Here is a 16808-nt window from a genome sequence, read left to right on the forward strand (position 1 = left end):
GCCTCATCGCCGTGGGTTCTTCGCGGCCGTCCTCCGCCGATCACTCATGTCCTGAGACCCCGGAGGGCTCGCTTCACCATGTCCGTTCTGTCAGTTCTCGACCCGGCCGTCACCGTCGCCCACGCCGTGGTCTCCACCATCGCCCACGTCCTGCCGACCGCGCTGGCGATCGTCCTGTTCGTCCTCGCCGTACGGCTCTGCCTGCACCCGCTGGCGCGGGCGGCGGCGCGCGGGGAGAAGGCCCGTTCGAAGCTCGCGCCGAAGGTCGCCGAGCTGAACAAGAAGCACAGGAACAACCCGGAGAAGGCGCGCGAGGCGCTCGCGGAGCTGTACCGGAAGGAGCAGGTCTCGCCGTTCGCGGGGTGTCTGCCGATGCTGATCCAGATCCCGTTCTTCTCGGTGATGTACCGGCTGTTCACCACCCCGAACGACCTGCTGGACCACACCCTGTTCGGAGTGCCGCTCGGCCTGCACGTCGGGAACGCGCACGGCGCCGGGCAGCTCGCGGTGTTCGGCCTGCTGTACGCCGGGCTGGCGGCGGTCGGGTACGTCAACTACCGCCGGGCTCGGCGTGCGGCGGCGGCGCAGACCACCCCGCAGCCGGGGGCGGCGCTGCTGCCGTACCTGTCCTTCGTCTCGGTGCTGTTCGCGATGCTGGTGCCGGTGGCCGCCGGGCTCTACCTGCTGACCACGAGCGTGTGGTCGGCCTCCGAGCGGGCCTGGCTGTACCGGGGTACGAACCAGGCCCCGGCGGCGGCGCTGGCGCTGTAGCTGTAGCTGTAGCAAGGCTGTGGCTGTAGCCGCGGACGGCCTCAGAAGTGGCGCAGCAGCTCCGGGAAGGCCGTGAGCTGCAGCGTCGCCTCGTCCGGGCCGAGGTCCGCGTGCTCCAGCACCCAGGTGTGCTGGTGCGGGATGAACACGGTGCGCAGGCCGGCCCGACGGGCGGGGGCGATGTCGGACTTGGGCGAGTTGCCGATCATCCAGGTCCGGTCCGGGTCGAGGCCGAGCTCGGCGGTGAGCTGCCGGTAGATGTCGACGGACTTCTCGGCCACGATGTGGATGCCGCGGAAGTGGTGGTCGATGGTGGAGGCCGTCACCTTGGCCTGCTGCTCCTCCTGGTCGCCCTTGGTGAGCAGCAGCAGGTGGTGGCGGCCGGCGAGGGCGGTGAGGGTGTCGGCGACGCCGGGGATCAGCTCGACCTCGCCGCGGCGGGTGAGCGGGGCGAGCAGTTCGTCGATCCGGGCCAGCTCGGCCGCGGTGGGGGTGCGGTCGTCGTTCAGCTGTCGCAGGCAGTCCGCGAGGCTCTGCCGGAAGACGGTGGCGCCGTAGCCGAGGCTGGCGGCGTTGGCGGCCTCGATCCGGTCGAGCAGGGTGCGGGTGGCGTCCCGCTCGACCGGGGAGGCGACCCAGTCCAGGAAGCCGTCGATGACCCGCTCGAAGAGGACGTTGTTCTCCCAGAGGGTGTCGTCGGCGTCGAAGATGAGGGTCTGGTCGGTGTGCATCGGGCTCCTTGGGTGGAGGGTGGTCAGCCGAGCAGGCGGGCGGCGCGGTCGAGGGTCTCGCGGAAGTTCTCCTCGGTGGTCCGCTGCCTGGCCTCCTCGACGGTTAGCCACTCCAGCGGGGAGGCGGGGTTCTCCGGCCGGGCGTCGTCCGGGGTGCCGGTGGCCAGCAGGAAGCGCAGGTCGGCGTGCTCGTGGGCGGGTTCGACGGGCGAGGCCGGAACGGGCACCACGGCGAGGTGGACGAGGGCGGCGTCGGGCCAGGGGGTGAGGTCGGTCAGGCCGGTCTCCTCCACGCCCTCGCGCAGGGCGATGTCCAGCGGCAGGGTCTCCCCCGGGTCGCCGTGGCCGCCGACCTGCAGCCAGGCCTGCTGGCGGACGTGCCAGCGCAGCAGCACCCGCCGGGTCGGCGGGTGGACGATCAGCGCGGAGGCGGTGAAGTGCAGCGGGGTGCCGCGGTCCCAGGCGTCGGGGGCGTCGACCAGGGCGCGGGCCCGGGCGTGGTCGGCGGTCTCGACCGGGCCCTGCGGCCGGTGGTCGGCCAGGAGCCGGGCCGGGTCGGGGCTCTGCGGTGCGGTGCCCGTGGTCGCCATGATGCTGTGCTCTCCTCGTTCCGCCCCGGGGCCGGGTCGCGCCGCCTCCGTCCGACCGCGTCACGTCGAAGAACGTCAACGGGCTTGCGGGAGCGGGCGATCGGGGCCGGGGGCTCCGGTTCCGGTGAACCCGGGAAGCCTAGCCCGGGGGCGGTCGGGCGGCCCACCGGTTTTCCCGGCCCCGGGGCCGTACCTGCCGGTCAGGGCCCCCGCCCGGAGGCCGTAGCCTGTGGTGATCGTTTCGGGACAGGTGGAGGGATGTCGTCATGGTGGCTGCTCCGGCGCTCGCCGAGCTGCGCGAGGTGTGCCAGCCGCAGGCCAAGCTGCAGAGCCGTAACGGTGAGCACTGGGCGGGTCGGATGTACATGCGGGCGATCTCGCTGCGCACCACCCGGCAGCTGGTGCGCACCTCGGTCTCGCCCAACACCCTGACCTGGGTGATGGTGGTGTGCGGGGTCGGCGGCGGCGCGGCCCTGCTGATCCCGGGCCTGACCGGCGCGGTGCTCGCGGCGGTGCTGTTCCAGCTGTTCCTGCTGTTCGACTGCGTGGACGGCGAAGTGGCGCGCTGGAAGCGCCAGTTCAGCATGGCCGGGGTGTACGTGGACCGGCTCGGCGCCTACCTTGCGGACGCCGCGCTGATGATCGGCGCGGGCGTACGGGCGGCGCGCGGCGGCTCGGAGCTGTGGGTGTCGGCGGGCCTGGCGGCGGCGCTGGGCGTGGTGCTGCTCAAGGCCTCGACGGACCTGGTGGACGTGGCCCGGGCGCGCAGCGGGCAGCCGCCGGCGAACGAGGAGTCGACCCAGCCGCGTTCCCAGGGCATCGCGACGGCCCGCCGCTTCGCCTCGATCTTCAAGATCCACCGGGTGACGAACGGCATCGAGGCCTCGCTGGTGCTGCTGGCGGCGGCCGCGGTGGACGCCGGGCTGCACAACCTGGACGCGACCCGGTGGACGCTCGCCGGGATCACGGTGATCACCTGGGGGATGGTGGTGGCGCACCTGGCGTCGATCCTGTCCTCCTCGCGGCTGCGGTGACGCCCGGCTGTCGCAAGCGGCCTGCGCGGGGCTGAGCCGCCCCTCCCCCGCCGGGGGGAGGGGTCCGGCACAAGCCCGTCGCCGGGTGGACGCCGCGGTGGTGGCCCGCACGGGAGGGTGAACGCATGACGACGCCCCAGCCCGCCACCGCCACCCGTACAGCACCGGCCGCACCCCCCGCCGTTCCCGCCCCGCCCCGCTGGGCGATCCGCGCCGCCCATGTCGCCGCGGTCACCGCGCTGCCGGCCGGACTGTGGCGGCTCGGGCTGGTCCTGGGCTGGCACGGCGGGTACACCGACGCGGGCTACCACGCGGTGGGCTTCACCGGCTGGGACGCCGTCTGGCCGCTCACCCTGAGCGTGCTCACCGAGGCGCTGGCCCTGCTCACCCTCGGCCTGGTCCGGCCGTGGGGCACGGTGCCGCCGCGCTGGATCCCGTTCCTCGGCGGGCGCCCGGGCAACCCGCGCCGCGTCGTCCTGGCGGCCTCGCTGGGCGCCGCCGGGCTGACGGTGCTCTGGACGCCGTTCCTCGCCTGGTGGGCGATGTCGCACCCGAACATGACCCCGGTCGGGCACCTGCTGGTCGGCTTCCTCTACCTGCCCGCGGTCGCCTGGGGCCCGCTGCTGGCGGCGGTCACCGTCTCGTACCACCGCCGGCACCGCGCGGTCGGCGCCTGACTCCGGCCGCTACCCGTGCCAGGCCACCTCGGCGTCGGGCTGGTCGTCGGGCTCGATGCCGGGCTCGATGCCGGGCTCGATGCGAGGCTCGATGCCGGGCTCGTTGCGGGCGAGCGCGGCGAGGACGGTGTCGAGCAGCCCGGGGAAGCGCTGTTCCAGGTCGGCCGTCCGCAGGGCGGAGAACCGCCGGTTGGCCTCCCCCCGCTGGCTGATCACGCCGGACTCGCGCAGCACCTTGAAGTGGTGGCTGAGGGTGGAGGGCGCGACGTCGACCGGGAACGTGCCGCAGGCCCGTTCGGACTCGGCGCGCAGAACGCGCACGATGGTCATCCGGGTGGGGTCGGAGAGCGCGTGCAGAACGTCGTACAGGTCGATCTCCTCGGTCGCCGGGTGGGCGGGCGCCGGTCGGCGGCGGGTGCTGCGGGGCACGCTCAGACCTCCTCTGATCTGCGATGTTCGACAAACGCCGAAACAAACTGGTACCACTGTGCCACGGCAATTTCGCCGTTCGTCGAACATCGTAGTCGAGGGGGCCCGACATGCGCGCACTGGTGATGACCGCACCCGGTGGAGCCGAGAACTCCGAGATCCGGGAGATCGGGGCGCCACACCCCGGCCCCGGCCAGGTGGCGATCGACGTCGCCTGGGCCGGACTGAACTTCGTGGACGTGATGGCCCGTCGGGGCGACGGCGGCTACACCTCCGAGTGGCCGTACCTGCCGGGCAAGGAGGTGGCCGGTACGGTCCGGGAGCTCGGCGAGGGCGTCACCGGGCTGGCCGTGGGCGACCGGGTGGTCGCCGCGCCGGTCGGCGGCGGACTGGCCGAGGTCGTGGTCGCCGAGGCCGTACTGACCCTCCCCGTCCCGGACGGGCTGGAGCTCAGCACGGCCGCGGCCGCACCGCTCGGCCTCGCCACCGCCGTCCTGCTGCTCACCGACGCGGGCCGGCTGACCGCCGGCGACAACGTCCTGGTCCACTCGGCCGGCGGCGGCATCGGCAGCTCGGTCGCCCAGCTCGTCCCGCTGCTCGGCGGCGGGGGCACGCTGATCGGCACGGTCGGCCGCCCGGAGAAGGCCGCGGCCGCCGTCGCCCTCGGCTACCACCACGCCTTCGCCCGCGACGAGAAGCTCGCCGACGCCGTCCGCACCGCCACCGACGGCCGGGGCGTCGACCTGGTGCTCGACCCGCTGGGCACCGCCGCGCTGGAGCTCGACCTGACGGTCGCCGCACCCGGCGCCCGGATCGTCCTGTTCGGCAACGCGGGCGGCGGCGAGGTCAACGACCTGCCCCCGCTCGCCCGCCTGATGGGCGGCAACCTCTCCGTCACCGGCTTCAGCCACCGCGCCTTCGCCGCCACCGCCCCCGAGCGCCTCGCCCGGGCCATCCGCACCACCCTCGACCTGCAGGCCAACAGCGGCCTCAGCATCCCGCTCACCGAACTGCCGGGCCTGGAGGCCGTACCGGCGGCGCACGACGCGATGCAGGATGGGCAGGCCACCGGCAAGTACGTGGTGCGCGTGGGCGGTTGAGCCGAAGGGGACGGGGCGGTCAGACCGTGAAGACCGCCCCGGGATCGGCGTGCTCGACCGGCCCGGCGAAGCGGGCATAGGCCGGGCCGGATCGGCGTTGGGCGCGGCATGACCAAGATTCTGGTGATCGGCGCAAACGGCAGTGTGGGCAGGCACGTTGTGGCCTCGCTGGTCGAAGGCGGGCACGAGGTGCGGGCGTTGGTGCGGGCCGCCGCCAAGGCCGCGCTGCCCGCGGGGGTGGAGGCCGTCCGGGGCGATCTGGCGGCGCCGGAGAGCCTGGCGGCCGCGCTGAGCGACGGGGTGGAGGCCGTCTACCTGATGTGGCCCGGGATCCCGGTGCAGCCGCGGGTGGTGGAGCTGATCGCCGAGCACGCCGAGCGGGTCGTCTACCTCTCGACGGACGTGCCGGACCTCGCCGACGGCGAGCCGCCCGTGATCTTCCACCAGGAGATCGAGCGGCTGATCCGCAAGTCCGGCCTGGGCTGGACGTTCGTCCGGGCGATCGACTTCGCGGGCAACATGCTCGGCTGGGCCGACCAGGTCCGCGCGGGCGTCGTCCGCTGGCCGTACGGGCAGGCCCGCCGCTCGCTGATCCACGAGCGGGACATCGCGGACGTCGCCGTGCGGGCGCTCACCGAGGACGGGCACGACGGCGCCAAGTACCTGGTCACCGGGCCCGAGTCGATCGCCCACGCCGACCTGGCGCGGATCATCGGCGAGGAGCTCGGCGCCGAGGTCCGCTGGGAGGAGCTGGCGCCGGAGAAGGCCCGCGAGCAACTGACGGCGGCCTGGGGCAACGCGGCGTTCGTGGATTCCCGGCTGCGCGCCTGGGAGTCGTTCAGCCGTGAGCCGGAGCGGGTGACGGACACCGTGGAGCAGGTGCTCGGCCGCCCGGCCCGCAGCTTCCGCTCGTGGGTGCGGGAGCACGCGGAGGACTTCCGGTAGTCCGCCACGCGGCTCGTCCGGTCGGGGCCCGTACGGCAGGACGGGCCCCGACCGGAGGCGGAGGTCGGGTCTCAGGCGCCGAAGGTCAGCACCGCCTTGCCATGGAGCCGCCCGGCGCGCAGGGCCTCGACGGCCTCCGCCGCGCCGTCCCAGCTGCCGCGCCAGGTGATGCCCGGGTCCAACTCCCCTGCGGCGACGCGGTGGGCGAGCCAGCCGAGGTCCCGGCCGAGGCCGGTGCAGCCGAGCAGGAAGAAGGTCACCAGGCTGCGGTCGTGCCGCTGCTGGTCACCGAACAGCGCGCCGAACGGGAAGTCCTCCCCCTTGCCCGCGATGTGTCCGGCGGCGACCAGGGTGCCGCCCTCGCCCAAGGTGCCGTAGGCCTCGACCAGTTGGGGCCCGCCGACCAGCTCGACCACGCCGTCGACCGGGCGCGAGGCCTGCCCCGGCGCGCCGACCACCTCGTGGGCGCCCAGCCGCTCCAGCAGGGCGCGGTTCTCCTCGGGTGCGCCGGTGGAGGCGATCACGTGCGCCCCTGCGGCGCGGGCGAGTTGGACGGCGTACCGGCCGACACCGCCGGTGGCCGCCGTCACCAGTACGGTGCGGCCGAGCAGCGGCCCGGTGCGGTGCAGGGCGCGCAGGGCGGTGGCACCGGCGACCGGGATGGTGGCCAGCGCGGCCGGGTCGGCCCCGGTGGGTGCGACGCCGATCGACTCGGTGTCGACGGCCCGCAGTTCGGCCCAGGCGCCGGCGGGCATCAGGGTGACCACCGGAGTCCCGACCGCCGGGCCGGAGCCGTCGGCGGCGGCCCGCTCCACGATGCCGGCGGCGTCCCAGCCGAGGACCGTTCCGTCCGGGGCCGAGTCGAGGCCGAAGGCGACCTCACCGTAGTTGAGCGAGGTCGCGGTGACCCGGACCAGCGCCTGGTGCGGCGCCGGTTCGGGGTCGGGAGCGGTGCCGAGGCGCAGACCGCCGGGGGCCGAGCGGTCGACCAGGAGTGCACGCATGGAGGATCCTCCCCAAGATTCTGCCACTGAGTGGCATAAGCCTACAGGTGGCAATTGCTGCCCGGATACACTGGCCCCGATGACTCCCGAGAACCCCGCACTCCCGCTGCGCGAGCGCAAGAAGCTGCGCACCCGCCAGGCGCTGATCGACACCGCGCTGGAGCTGTTCGGCGAGCGCGGCTTCGACCGGGTGACGCTGGACCAGCTGTGCGAGGCGGTCGAGGTCTCCAAGCGGACGTTCTTCCGCGCGTTCAGCAGCAAGGAGGACGTCGCGGCGGCGCCCACCCAGGACCTCTGGACGGCGTTCCTGGAGGTGCTGGAGAACCGCCCGCCGCAGGGCCGGCCGCTGGTCTCGCTGTACGAGGAGGTACTGGCCGAGGCGATCGACCGGATGCCGAGCGAGGGGTGGGCCGAACGCGCCCTGGCGAGCCGGAGGTTGGCCGCCCTGACGCCCTCGATGGACGCCCACGGGCTGGCCTTCTGCGAGCGCGTCAGCCGGGAGGCGGTGGCCGTCACGGAGCGGCGGTTCACCCTGGACGCCGCCGAGGAGGGCGTCGCCGCCCTGCGCGCCCGGCTCGCGCTGGACATGATGCTCTCCGCCTTCCACCAGGCCCTCGCCGCCTGGGTGGCCCAGCCCTCCGGGCACACCCGCGAGGACCTCACCCGACGCCTCCGAGCGGCCTGCGCCGAGCTGCCGGGCGCCCTCGCCGCGACGGCGGAACCGCGCGGCGAACAGGCCGCGGACTAGCAGGCCCGCATTGCGCACTCCACGGGCGTGCGGAGACGCTTCCTAGGCCAGGTGGCGGCGAAGAAGCGCCGAACGGTGTGGCGAACCGTGGGGACCGAGACGGCGGGCGGCGGTGTCGGCGCACACGGCGGCGCTGTGCGGCGCCGGGCTGATCGCCACATCCCGCGCCGGGAAGGCGGTGCTGCACCGGCGCACGGCGTTCGGCGGCCTGCTGCTGCGGAACACCTCATGACGCGGCAGCCGGCCGCCTCAGTCCCGCTCGACCGCGAGCTCGATCTCCCGGTGCGTCTCGTCGCCCGGCACCGGCACGGACACGCCGGAGTGCTTGAAGCCGGCCCGCAGGTACATCGCCTCGGCGCGGGCGTTGTTCTCGTGGACGTACAGCCGGACGCGCTGGAGCCGGGGTTCGGCGAGCGACCAGGCCCAGTCCTGGGCGGCCCGGATCAGCTCGTGCGCGAGGCCGGTGCCGCGTGCCTCGGGGCGGACGTAGACGCCGACCACATGGGCCTGCGGGACGGTGATGACGTCGCCGCCGAGGGCGCCGTTCCCGCCGGGCTGCTCGACCAGCACGGTCATGGTGCCGAGCCAGCGCCCGTCGGCGGCCTCGGCGACGGCCTGCCACACGGACTCGCCCTCGGCGGCGCCGGTGGTGCGGTCCTGCCAGAACTCGTCGGGCTTGGCGGAGGCGTTCTCGTACGTGTCCAGGAAGGCGAGGTTCGCGATCGGGTCCTGCAGCGCCGCGAGGCGGATCTCCTTGACCCGCTCCCATTCGTCGGTCCGTACCCGTCTGATGATGGTGCTCATCGCACGATCATCACGAGCGCCGGGCCACGCCGACAAGCCCCTTTTCCGGGCCGCTGAGCCGAGGTTCCCCGCAGGCCGCGCCCGCACCCCGGCCCGTCCACCCTTTCACCGACCTCAGGGGCGCTTGAAGGCATCCACCGCGTGCTCGGGGACCTCGATCACGATCGAGTGCATGCTGTCGATCCGGGAGACGATCGCCTCGCGCGGCCCCTGGCGCCAGATGTCGCTGCCGTAGAAGGCGTCCTCCTGCTCGCGGTGCTGCCCGACGGAGTCGAACGCGCGGATCAGGTAGGCCTCTTCGTGGCCGTCCTCGGCGACCAGGGAGGCACCGTGGTCGACGACGCGGATGCCGGCGGCTTCGAGGAGGGGCACGGACTCCTCGGCCATCACACGGACGAAGTCGGCGCCGGTGCCGGGCTTCAGGCGGTAGGTGCGGATCTCCAGAATCACGGTGGCTCCCCCGGGAGTTGGTGCGGCGCGGCCCGGGGGCGACTCCTCCGGACCAGGGGGTGAGCCTAGTGGTGGCGGCGCACGGGGAGTCGGCCAGGCCGACTTCCCGTGCACGGCCCCAGGTCAGGCGGTCTTGAGGGTGCCGCCGTCGATGACGTGGTCGGCGCCATGGATGTTGCCGGCACGGTCGGACAGCAGGAAGGCGACCAGGTCCGCCACCTCCGCGGGCTCGGTGAGGCGCCCCGAGGCGATGCCGAACTGGCCGGGCAGGCCCGCGAGCAGGTCGCCGTGGCCCACCCCGGACGCGGCGGCCACCTTGCCGCCGAAGCCGTCCGGGTCGGTCCACAGCGGACTGGCCACGACACCCGGGGAGACGGTGTTCACGCGGACGCCGTGGGGCGCCAGCTCCTCGCTGAGCCGCTTGCCGAACATGGTCAGCGCCGCCTTGGCCTCCCCGTAACCGACCGGCGAACCGGTGGGCATGTGGGCGTTGACCGAGGAGATGTTCACGATCGCGCCCCGGCGTTCCAGGATGCTCGGCAGCGCCGCCTTGGTGGTCCACACCGCGCTGAACAGGTTGAGGTCGAAGAGCCGCTGCCACTGCTCGTCGTCGGTGTCCAGGAACCCTCCGAGGGACAGGCCGTCCGGGTCGCCCGCGCCGACGTTGTTGACGAGGAAGTCGATCCCGCCGACCGCTGCCAGCGCCTGGTCGACGATCGACCGCGCCCCCTCGCGGGTGCTCAGGTCGACGGACACGGCCGCGGCCGCGACCTCCTTCAGCTCCGGCGTGACGGTCCGGGCCGCGCCCACCACCCGGACACCCTCGGCGGCCAGGGTCCTGGCGATGGCGAGGCCGATGCCGCGGCTCGCGCCGGTGACCAGCGCGGTCTTTCCGTTGATGCCGAGGTCCATGGGTTCCCCTAGGTCGAATTCTTGAACTACAGGTCTAAAACTGGGGCGCAAAGAGGCCACCGCGCGGGGCGGCGTGCTTCAGAGGCCCGCCAGGGCCGTGTCGATGATCCGGAGGAGGACCGGCCGCTCGTAGGTCTTGACCATGACCCGCAGGCCCGCGAGGACGGTCTGGAGGTACAGGGCCTGCTCCTTGGCGTCGACACTCCGGCCGACGTCGCCGTCCCTCCGGCCCTGCTCGATGCGCGCGGCGAACAACCCGACCATGCGCTCCTCCATGCGGTGCACCGCGCGGGTGGCCTCCTCGTCCCGCCCGCCGAGCTCGGTGACGGTGTTCTGCGCCAGGCACCCGCGCCGGACCGGTCCGTCCAGGTCCATGTCCACGAGCAGCACGAAGTACGCGCGGAGGCGGTCCTTGGCGGTGCCCGGCCGCGAGAGGAACTCCTCGGTGATCTCCGCACCCATGCGGCCGTAGAGGTCCAGCGCCCGGGCGAACAGCTGCCGTTTGGAACCGAAGGAGTGGTAGAGGCTGCCCTTGGCCACCCCGGTCGCCTCGGCGAGGTCGGCCGGGGAGGTGTCGGCGTAGCCCTTGGTCCAGAAGGTCTCCATCGCCTGTGCGACGACGACGTCCGGTTCGAAGCTCTTCGGTCTGCCCACATCGCCACCGTAGTGATTATTTGACTCCGAGGTCAACTACTCGGGGCGGATGACGCGGCGAGGCCCCGACCGGTTGCCGGTCGGGGCCTCGCCCAGCCAAGGAGCCTGGTGGCTCTAGAAGTTCGGCTTGAGGAAGCTGCCGTAGGTGTAGGAGCCCCCAGCAATCCAGCGCGATGCGTGCAGCGTCGCCGGAGCGGAGGAGCTGCCGTTGAGCTGGAGCGACGAGTCCAGGTAGTAGTAGTCCACGCTCTCCGTCAGGCAGTCGGTCCAGGTGTAGCTGCCCGCGGCGAGCTTGATCGTGCTGCTCACGTACGGGGTCGCGCTGTAGAAGCCCCAGCCGTAGGAACCGGCGGCCAGGTCGAGGGTGCGCGACGTGCACTTGTGCGACAGGCCGCCACCGACCATCGTCGCCGCCGTGTTGTAGAGGGTGGTGGCCGCGGACGCGGACGTGGCGGTGGCGAGCACGCCCGCGGCGGCCACGGCGACCGCTGCGGTGGCGATCTTCTTGGTGAGCACGAGAAACCTACCCCGTTTCGATGGAAATGCTTCGAACTCATGTGTGTAGAACTGGAGTTCGTGCAGTCCCCGACTCTTCCAAGCAAGGTGATCGAACGTCAAGTCCCTTGCGCTGCATGGGTTGCGTCGCGCCACTTTGGCCGCAGGAGCGTTTAGGGATCTTGTATTGGAGCGTGGTGGCGTACAGATGGGAATTGGGGGCGGCATCAGCGACGCGGGACGCGGATGTCCCTAGAGGGGGGGTCGAGGAGCATCTGGTTTCCGCCAAAGACGGGAGGACCGGATTTCGCAGAGCGCACCGAAGAGGGCGGCGAGGAGGTTGAGGGTCAGGAGTCCGAGCATCGGTGGCGACTGCCGTCGCGGTTGCGCTTGAACTCGCGGAGGAGTGCGAGGAGGTTGATCAGAGTGCTCGCCGGGATGTTGCCGAGGTTGACGAGCCGGCGGCCGTTGAGGCTGGTCTCGCCCGGGTGGGCGGAGGGCCAGAGGAGGCCGAACTCGCGGCCTTCGGTGCGGAGTTCGACGATCAGTTCGGTGAGCTGTGGGCCGGTGAGGTGGAGGAGGGCGGGGTCGGCGGGGTGGATGGGGTGGTGGGCGCTCACACGCCACCGTCCAGCTCGAACCAGACGATCTTGCCCAGCTTCTGCGGGCTGACGCCCCAGCGGTGGGTGAGGCCGGCGACGAGGTGGAGGCCCCGGCCGGACTCGGAGAGGGGGTCGAGCGAGCGGGGTTCGGGGAGGACGGAGGAGCGGTCGGAGACCCCGACACGGAGGGTGTTGTCGCGGAAGAGGATGACGACCCCCGGAGAGGGGGTGTCGCCGTGGCGCCAGGCGTTGACGATGAGCTCGACCAGGCAGAGCTGGGCGTCGGCGATGCGGGACGGGTGCCAGCTGACGAGGGTCAGGGCGTCGTGGAGGGTGTCCCGGGAGAGGGTGAGGGAGGGGGAGTTGAGGTTGCACACAGGGATCTCCCAGAGGGAAAAGGATGCTGACGATCCGTTCGGTGATCGGTGCATCACTGACTGTAGGGCATCGCTACTCACATGTGCCACCTGATTCGGAAACATGGTCCACCCGTAGTCGCTGGACTGTTGACGGATCGGCATAGATGCTTGGGCCATGCCACCACGGACCACCCCAACAGCCCGGCAGGAACGGTTGGGCATCGAGCTGCGGAAGATGCGAGACAGCGCCGGCCAGACGACCGCTCAAGCCGCCGCCCTCTTCGGCCTGGACCGCACGAAGATCACTCAGGTCGAGAAGGGGCACTACCCCATCACGGCCGAGCGAGTCCGGACGCTCGCTGAATCCTTCGGTGAGACCGATACCGCGTTCATCGAAGCCCTTGCAGCCATGGCCGAGGACCGACGCAAGGGCTGGTGGGACGAATACCGGGGCTTCGTACCGCAGGGCTTTCTCGACATCTGCGAGTTCGAGCACCATGCGAAGGGCATGTACTCCTACCAAATCTGCCATCCGCCCGGGCCGATGCAATCGGAGCGGTACAGCCGCGCGATCTTCCAGGACAATCAAGTCCAGCTGACTCCGCGCGTAGTGGAAACACGTGTCGAGCAACGAATGCGGCGCTCTGAGATGCTGATGGCGAAAGGCATCCATCCCTACACGGCGATCGTCCACGAGGCCGCTCTCCGCATGCAGTTCGGCGGCCGGGATGTGGCACGGGAACAGTTGGACTGGATGCTGGAGTTGTCTCAGCTGCCACACGTCACGCTTCGAGTGATCAGCTTTGCAGCGGGAGGATTCAAGGGTCCCGGCCAGGCCATCAACTACGCCCACGGGCCCGTACCACGACTCGACACCGTCAGTTACGACTCCATGGAGGGGCCGATCTTCCTCCACCTGGCTGAGCACCTGGAGGAGTACCGCTCGGTCATTGAACAGATGACTGAGCGGTCTCTCTCGGTCGAGGACTCCCGCGATCTGATCGCGAAGATCAAGAAGGAGATATAGCCGATGGAGAACCGCTCCTGGATTCGGCCCAGTGCATGCTCCAACGCAAGCAACTGCCCGGAGGTAGCCGTCACTTCCGATGCCGTCTATGTCCGCAGCAGCCTTCTGCCCGACGCCATCGCCCAACTCACCCCCACCGAATGGCGCGACCTCGTCTCCGCCATCCGCAACGGGGAGTTCGACGTCTAACCCCCGACCGCACCGGCCGGCTCCCCCGGCCGGTGCTTCAATACACCACCATGAGCACAGAGATCGCCGACTTCGCCACCAGGATCGGACGCGAGGTCCACTCCTACTCCCGCGCGGGCCTCATGACCGGCACCGAATGGACCGTCATCTCCCGCGCCTTCCTCGACCACCTCAACACACTCTCCACCTCCGCCCCGGGCCTCAACTCCCCCGAGGCCAAGGCCGTCCTCAAGGACGCCGCCGAATCCGCCATCGGTGCCGTCTCCTTCGCGGCCTACTACCCCCGCGAGCACTTCCAGGTCTTCCTCGACTACGTGGACTTCGGGATGGAGTACGACCCCGAGCCCGGAAGCAGCGCACCACCCATCAGGGCCTTCCGGTGGATCGACGCCTTCTGCCTCGCGATCCTCACCGACTCCGTTTCCCGGCACGGCGAGGCCTTCGTCTTCACCTGGCAGGCCCTGACCCCGCCCAACGACCTCGCCACCGGCCTGCTCTCCCACTTCGTCGACGCCGTCGACCTCCCCTCCGACGTGGACTCCCACCCCGGCCTCCAGGCCCTCCACGCCCTCGCCACCAACGACCGCCCCACCTTCGACACGGCCGTCGCCGCCCTCCTCCACGTCACCCAAAGCCCCCTCCCCCTTCTCCCCCTCGCGCTCTCCGCCCTCGCCTACCGCACCCACCGGTGGCTGCCCTCCCCCGACACCGACCGCCTCCCCCACGCCCTCGTCACCAACTTCGAGGCCCCCGCCCGCGGCCCCGTCACCTGGCCCGCCCGCCTCGACCGCCCGGCCCCGCCGCGCCCCCTCCCCCCGACCACCGAGGTCAGGTTCGAGCAGGCGATCCAGGACGCGCTCAGCCCCTCCATCGCCCCCTCCGACGCCGTCGCCCACCTCGACTACGCCTTCTCCAAGCAGACTGCCCTCATCCGGTCCCGTGCCTCGCTCTCCCCCGACGTCACCGACGTCCAACTCGCCGGCCTCCGCCGCGCCTCACAGATCGGCGCCGCCCTCTTCCGACTCGCGCTCGCCGAGCCGGGCACCAGCGTCGACGTGGTCATCGACGGCCGTACGCTCACCCTCCCCGCCACCCGGGACGACAGCACCCACCCCGGCCGCTGGCACCTCGCGCTCAACTACGCCCTGATCACCGGCGTCCGCGAGGACCTCGCCCCGCTCGTCCTCGCCGGCCCCGCCGTCTCCCAGGACGACCGCACCGCGTACGCCGCGTACCGCGTCGCCCTGCACGACCACCTCCGGGCCGTCGACCCCGCCCCCGCCATCGAGAAGGCCCTGCGCGAGGCCGCACTCGCCGAGCGGCAGGGCTTCCCCCCGATGCCCGTCGCCCTCCTCGCCCAGCTGGTCGACGGCGACGAGACCGGCTTCAACCTCGCCCTGCTCGACTTCCTCGAAGCCCACCGCGACCACTACTCCGTCGCCGACCGCCCCACCGACCCCGAAGCCGCGATCAGCCTCGACGCCCTCGCCCTCGCCTGTCACGCTCGCCGCCGCGGCCGGGCGATCCGCGTCGAGTCCCCGTACCTCCCGGTCCGGCTGCTCCTCGATTCGGATCACGGCCGCTGAGCTGCTAGTCTTCTTCTCGTCGCGAGGGAGATGATTCCTCGTCAGGCGTCAGCGGTGCTACCAGAGCACGTCCTACTTTCAGTAGGAAGAGTCCGTGCAACCCGGGCCTGGCGCTCCACAGTCGGACGGGCCCGGCACCTTCACAGGTGCCGGGCCCGTCCGCGTTGCCGCAGGATCGCGTTGCCGCAGGATCGCTCAGGGCCGCTTCATGGTCCACAGCTGACGCGGGCCGCCATCGCGGAACCACGTCACCACGGGGACGGCGTTCGCCTGGGCTTCGATGACACGGTTCCCGTCCACCAGCTCGGCGATGACGTACTTGTCGCCCACCGCACCGAACACCCACAGCTGGGTCGGGACGTTGGGGTTGCACGCCGGCATCGGGATCTGGTCCCCGCGGTTCGGCAGCGCCTGGAGGCAGCGGCCGGGCCTCGCCTTGCTCTCGATCAGGAACGCCCGGCCGACGGGGCGCAGGAACCAGTCCCGGGAGGCCGCGGTTTCGGACGCGTAGGTGATGGCGGTGTCGCCCCCGAGACCGTTGGTCTCCTCCTGTGCCGTTCCCTCGAACCCCCTGACCGCCTCCGCGATTCGGAGCACGGTCGCTGAGCTGCTAGTATTCATCTCGTCGCGAGGGAGATGATTCCTCGCCAGGCGTCAGCGGTGCTACCAGAGCACGTCCTACTTTCAGTAGGAAGAGTCCGTGCAACCCGGGCCTGGCGCTCCACAGTCGGACGGGCCCGGCACCTTCACAGGTGCCGGGCCCGTCCGCGTTGCTATCGGCGGCTCAGGACGGGTTGATGTCCCACAGCTGACGCGGGCTGCCGTCGAAGAGCGTCTCCAGCACGGGGTTGCCGGTCGGGGTCGCCTCGATGACCCTGTCCTGGTCGCGCTGCTGGGCGATGGTGAACTTGGGGACTAGGACCAGCGCCCGATGGCACCTGACCGCGTGATCCCTAGGCTCACTGCCACCGGTGTCCACGGCCACGGACCGCTCACCGACGCCCCCTCGCCTCGCGCACCTGGAGCCAGAACCATGCCGACCGACGCCACCGCGCACATCCGCATCGCCCGCCCCTCACGGGACTTGGAAGCAGCCGAGCGCTTCTGGGTCTCGGGGCTCGGCCTCGACGTCCTGTACCGGCACACCACGGACGGCACCCCCGGCGAGCACTCGCTCCTCATGGTCGGCTGGCCCACCGCCGCCTGGCACCTGGAACTCGTCCACGACCCGGCCGCGCCCGTCGAACCACAGCCGACCGCCGAGGACCTGCTGGTCGTCTACCTCGGCGAGCCCGTGAGCGACTCGCTGGTGGAGCGGCTGGAGCAGCACGGCGGCAAGCGGGTGCCCGCGCACAACCCGTACTGGGACACCTGGGGCGTCACCGTCCAGGACCCGGACGGCTACCTGCTGGTGCTGTCCACCCGCTCCTGGTCCAACGCGTAGGCCTGCGGCAGGCGTCCAACAACACGGCGGCGACATCGTGTTGTCGAGACAGTGGTGCCCGGCCGTCCGACTCCGTCGCCGGAGTGCTGTTCGCGCTGATCGCCGGCCCGCTCACTCGTCCTCGTCGCTGCGGATCAGGGTCCATCCTTCCAGCCTGACGATACGAATTCCCGCATCCAGAAAACGGCCAGATCCCATCGCTTCCGAACGAACCCGGCGGAAGCCGGTTTTCCGCTCTCGGAGGCCGGGGTAGTGCG

Annotated in this window: 23 protein-coding genes; 10 read left to right on the plus strand and 13 right to left on the minus strand. The window is 71.7% G+C overall.

Annotated elements, in window-relative coordinates; all coding sequences use genetic code 11:
* The first annotated feature begins 78 nt into the window (after nucleotides 1-78).
* On the plus strand, nucleotides 79-771 hold the full coding sequence (locus tag ACIG5E_RS11545) for a YidC/Oxa1 family membrane protein insertase (protein WP_396533128.1): 693 nt from the start codon (nucleotides 79-81) through the stop codon (nucleotides 769-771).
* A 41-nt stretch (nucleotides 772-812) separates the two neighbouring features.
* Here ACIG5E_RS11545 and ACIG5E_RS11550 read toward each other — a convergent pair whose 3' ends face one another.
* Both ACIG5E_RS11550 and ACIG5E_RS11555 read right to left on the minus strand, forming a co-directional pair.
* Entirely contained in the window at nucleotides 813-1502 is a 690-nt protein-coding gene (locus tag ACIG5E_RS11550; protein WP_396533129.1) for an HAD family hydrolase, read from the minus strand.
* A 23-nt stretch (nucleotides 1503-1525) separates the two neighbouring features.
* A complete protein-coding gene (locus tag ACIG5E_RS11555) occupies nucleotides 1526-2092 on the minus strand; it encodes an NUDIX hydrolase (protein ID WP_396533130.1) in 567 nt (188 codons plus the stop codon).
* A 266-nt stretch (nucleotides 2093-2358) separates the two neighbouring features.
* On the opposite strand from ACIG5E_RS11555, the gene ACIG5E_RS11560 reads away from it, so the two are divergent.
* Nucleotides 2359-3126: a CDP-alcohol phosphatidyltransferase family protein gene (locus ACIG5E_RS11560; RefSeq protein ID WP_396533132.1), complete on the plus strand. Its 768-nt coding sequence runs from the start codon at nucleotides 2359-2361 to the stop codon at nucleotides 3124-3126.
* Between the two features lie 125 nt (nucleotides 3127-3251).
* On the plus strand, nucleotides 3252-3803 hold the full coding sequence (locus ACIG5E_RS11565) for a hypothetical protein (RefSeq protein ID WP_396533133.1): 552 nt from the start codon (nucleotides 3252-3254) through the stop codon (nucleotides 3801-3803).
* 9 nt (nucleotides 3804-3812) lie between these two features.
* Here the strand turns inward: ACIG5E_RS11565 and ACIG5E_RS11570 are convergent, their stop codons facing one another.
* Complete coding sequence (locus ACIG5E_RS11570) at nucleotides 3813-4232, minus strand: ArsR/SmtB family transcription factor (RefSeq protein WP_396533134.1); 420 nt, start codon at nucleotides 4230-4232, stop codon at nucleotides 3813-3815.
* Nucleotides 4233-4342: 110 nt separating this feature from the next.
* Here ACIG5E_RS11570 and ACIG5E_RS11575 point away from each other — a divergent pair, with 110 nt between their 5' ends.
* Nucleotides 4343-5332: a zinc-binding alcohol dehydrogenase family protein gene (locus ACIG5E_RS11575; RefSeq protein WP_396533135.1), complete on the plus strand. Its 990-nt coding sequence runs from the start codon at nucleotides 4343-4345 to the stop codon at nucleotides 5330-5332.
* A 108-nt stretch (nucleotides 5333-5440) separates the two neighbouring features.
* Nucleotides 5441-6277: an NAD(P)H-binding protein gene (locus ACIG5E_RS11580; RefSeq protein ID WP_396533136.1), complete on the plus strand. Its 837-nt coding sequence runs from the start codon at nucleotides 5441-5443 to the stop codon at nucleotides 6275-6277.
* 71 nt (nucleotides 6278-6348) lie between these two features.
* Here ACIG5E_RS11580 and ACIG5E_RS11585 read toward each other — a convergent pair whose 3' ends face one another.
* Nucleotides 6349-7281, minus strand: a complete 933-nt coding sequence (locus ACIG5E_RS11585; protein WP_396533138.1) for a zinc-binding dehydrogenase — start codon at nucleotides 7279-7281, stop codon at nucleotides 6349-6351.
* Nucleotides 7282-7360: 79 nt separating this feature from the next.
* Here ACIG5E_RS11585 and ACIG5E_RS11590 point away from each other — a divergent pair, with 79 nt between their 5' ends.
* Nucleotides 7361-8029 carry a TetR/AcrR family transcriptional regulator gene (locus ACIG5E_RS11590; protein WP_396533139.1) on the plus strand — a complete coding sequence of 223 codons (669 nt, stop codon included), beginning with the start codon at nucleotides 7361-7363 and terminating at the stop codon, nucleotides 8027-8029.
* Between the two features lie 249 nt (nucleotides 8030-8278).
* On the opposite strand, the gene ACIG5E_RS11595 is transcribed toward ACIG5E_RS11590, so the two are convergent.
* From ACIG5E_RS11595 to ACIG5E_RS11625, 7 genes are all read right to left on the minus strand, one after another.
* Nucleotides 8279-8833 carry a GNAT family N-acetyltransferase gene (locus ACIG5E_RS11595; RefSeq protein WP_396533140.1) on the minus strand — a complete coding sequence of 185 codons (555 nt, stop codon included), beginning with the start codon at nucleotides 8831-8833 and terminating at the stop codon, nucleotides 8279-8281.
* Between the two features lie 114 nt (nucleotides 8834-8947).
* Entirely contained in the window at nucleotides 8948-9283 is a 336-nt protein-coding gene (locus tag ACIG5E_RS11600) for an NIPSNAP family protein (protein WP_396533141.1), read from the minus strand.
* A gap of 123 nt (nucleotides 9284-9406) precedes the next feature.
* A complete protein-coding gene (locus ACIG5E_RS11605) occupies nucleotides 9407-10195 on the minus strand; it encodes an SDR family oxidoreductase (protein ID WP_396533142.1) in 789 nt (262 codons plus the stop codon).
* Between the two features lie 78 nt (nucleotides 10196-10273).
* Complete coding sequence (locus tag ACIG5E_RS11610; protein WP_396533143.1) at nucleotides 10274-10849, minus strand: TetR/AcrR family transcriptional regulator; 576 nt, start codon at nucleotides 10847-10849, stop codon at nucleotides 10274-10276.
* A gap of 114 nt (nucleotides 10850-10963) precedes the next feature.
* A complete protein-coding gene (locus tag ACIG5E_RS11615; protein WP_396533144.1) occupies nucleotides 10964-11365 on the minus strand; it encodes a hypothetical protein in 402 nt (133 codons plus the stop codon).
* Nucleotides 11366-11691: 326 nt separating this feature from the next.
* Nucleotides 11692-11964: a hypothetical protein gene (locus tag ACIG5E_RS11620; RefSeq protein WP_396533145.1), complete on the minus strand. Its 273-nt coding sequence runs from the start codon at nucleotides 11962-11964 to the stop codon at nucleotides 11692-11694.
* Nucleotides 11961-12323, minus strand: a complete 363-nt coding sequence (locus tag ACIG5E_RS11625) for an ATP-binding protein (protein ID WP_396533146.1) — start codon at nucleotides 12321-12323, stop codon at nucleotides 11961-11963. Before ACIG5E_RS11625 ends, ACIG5E_RS11620 begins: the two co-directional genes overlap by 4 nt.
* A gap of 196 nt (nucleotides 12324-12519) precedes the next feature.
* On the opposite strand from ACIG5E_RS11625, the gene ACIG5E_RS11630 reads away from it, so the two are divergent.
* From ACIG5E_RS11630 to ACIG5E_RS11640, 3 genes are read left to right on the plus strand one after another with little or no spacing between them, the layout of a single operon-like run.
* A complete protein-coding gene (locus ACIG5E_RS11630) occupies nucleotides 12520-13332 on the plus strand; it encodes a DUF5753 domain-containing protein (protein ID WP_396533147.1) in 813 nt (270 codons plus the stop codon).
* Nucleotides 13333-13335: 3 nt separating this feature from the next.
* Nucleotides 13336-13521, plus strand: a complete 186-nt coding sequence (locus tag ACIG5E_RS11635; RefSeq protein ID WP_396533148.1) for a DUF397 domain-containing protein — start codon at nucleotides 13336-13338, stop codon at nucleotides 13519-13521.
* A gap of 50 nt (nucleotides 13522-13571) precedes the next feature.
* Complete coding sequence (locus tag ACIG5E_RS11640) at nucleotides 13572-15107, plus strand: immunity 49 family protein (protein WP_396533149.1); 1536 nt, start codon at nucleotides 13572-13574, stop codon at nucleotides 15105-15107.
* A 195-nt stretch (nucleotides 15108-15302) separates the two neighbouring features.
* On the opposite strand, the gene ACIG5E_RS11645 is transcribed toward ACIG5E_RS11640, so the two are convergent.
* Both ACIG5E_RS11645 and ACIG5E_RS11650 read right to left on the minus strand, forming a co-directional pair.
* Nucleotides 15303-15704, minus strand: coding sequence for a hypothetical protein (locus ACIG5E_RS11645; RefSeq protein ID WP_396533150.1), 402 nt, complete (start codon nucleotides 15702-15704; stop codon nucleotides 15303-15305).
* Between the two features lie 187 nt (nucleotides 15705-15891).
* Entirely contained in the window at nucleotides 15892-16092 is a 201-nt protein-coding gene (locus ACIG5E_RS11650) for a hypothetical protein (RefSeq protein WP_396533151.1), read from the minus strand.
* A 48-nt stretch (nucleotides 16093-16140) separates the two neighbouring features.
* Between ACIG5E_RS11650 and ACIG5E_RS11655 the strand changes: the two genes are divergently transcribed.
* Nucleotides 16141-16551 (plus strand): VOC family protein, encoded by a 411-nt coding sequence (locus tag ACIG5E_RS11655; protein WP_396533152.1) that lies wholly within the window; start codon nucleotides 16141-16143, stop codon nucleotides 16549-16551.
* Nucleotides 16552-16808: the final 257 nt, after the last annotated feature.

This window comes from Kitasatospora sp. NPDC053057, from assembly GCF_044546945.1.
Taxonomy (GTDB): Bacteria; Actinomycetota; Actinomycetes; order Streptomycetales; family Streptomycetaceae; genus Kitasatospora.

Excerpts from the sequence above, each read along its gene's own strand:
- ACIG5E_RS11545 (WP_396533128.1), top strand. The coding sequence starts at position 79 with ATGTCCGTTCTGTCAGTTCTCGACCCGGCCGTCACCGTCGCCCACGCC.
- ACIG5E_RS11550 (WP_396533129.1), bottom strand. The coding sequence starts at position 1,502 with ATGCACACCGACCAGACCCTCATCTTCGACGCCGACGACACCCTCTGG.
- ACIG5E_RS11555 (WP_396533130.1), bottom strand. The coding sequence starts at position 2,092 with ATGGCGACCACGGGCACCGCACCGCAGAGCCCCGACCCGGCCCGGCTC.
- ACIG5E_RS11560 (WP_396533132.1), top strand. The coding sequence starts at position 2,359 with ATGGTGGCTGCTCCGGCGCTCGCCGAGCTGCGCGAGGTGTGCCAGCCG.
- ACIG5E_RS11565 (WP_396533133.1), top strand. The coding sequence starts at position 3,252 with ATGACGACGCCCCAGCCCGCCACCGCCACCCGTACAGCACCGGCCGCA.
- ACIG5E_RS11575 (WP_396533135.1), top strand. The coding sequence starts at position 4,343 with ATGCGCGCACTGGTGATGACCGCACCCGGTGGAGCCGAGAACTCCGAG.
- ACIG5E_RS11580 (WP_396533136.1), top strand. The coding sequence starts at position 5,441 with ATGACCAAGATTCTGGTGATCGGCGCAAACGGCAGTGTGGGCAGGCAC.
- ACIG5E_RS11585 (WP_396533138.1), bottom strand. The coding sequence starts at position 7,281 with ATGCGTGCACTCCTGGTCGACCGCTCGGCCCCCGGCGGTCTGCGCCTC.
- ACIG5E_RS11590 (WP_396533139.1), top strand. The coding sequence starts at position 7,361 with ATGACTCCCGAGAACCCCGCACTCCCGCTGCGCGAGCGCAAGAAGCTG.
- ACIG5E_RS11595 (WP_396533140.1), bottom strand. The coding sequence starts at position 8,833 with ATGAGCACCATCATCAGACGGGTACGGACCGACGAATGGGAGCGGGTC.
- ACIG5E_RS11605 (WP_396533142.1), bottom strand. The coding sequence starts at position 10,195 with ATGGACCTCGGCATCAACGGAAAGACCGCGCTGGTCACCGGCGCGAGC.
- ACIG5E_RS11635 (WP_396533148.1), top strand. The coding sequence starts at position 13,336 with ATGGAGAACCGCTCCTGGATTCGGCCCAGTGCATGCTCCAACGCAAGC.
- ACIG5E_RS11640 (WP_396533149.1), top strand. The coding sequence starts at position 13,572 with ATGAGCACAGAGATCGCCGACTTCGCCACCAGGATCGGACGCGAGGTC.
- ACIG5E_RS11655 (WP_396533152.1), top strand. The coding sequence starts at position 16,141 with ATGCCGACCGACGCCACCGCGCACATCCGCATCGCCCGCCCCTCACGG.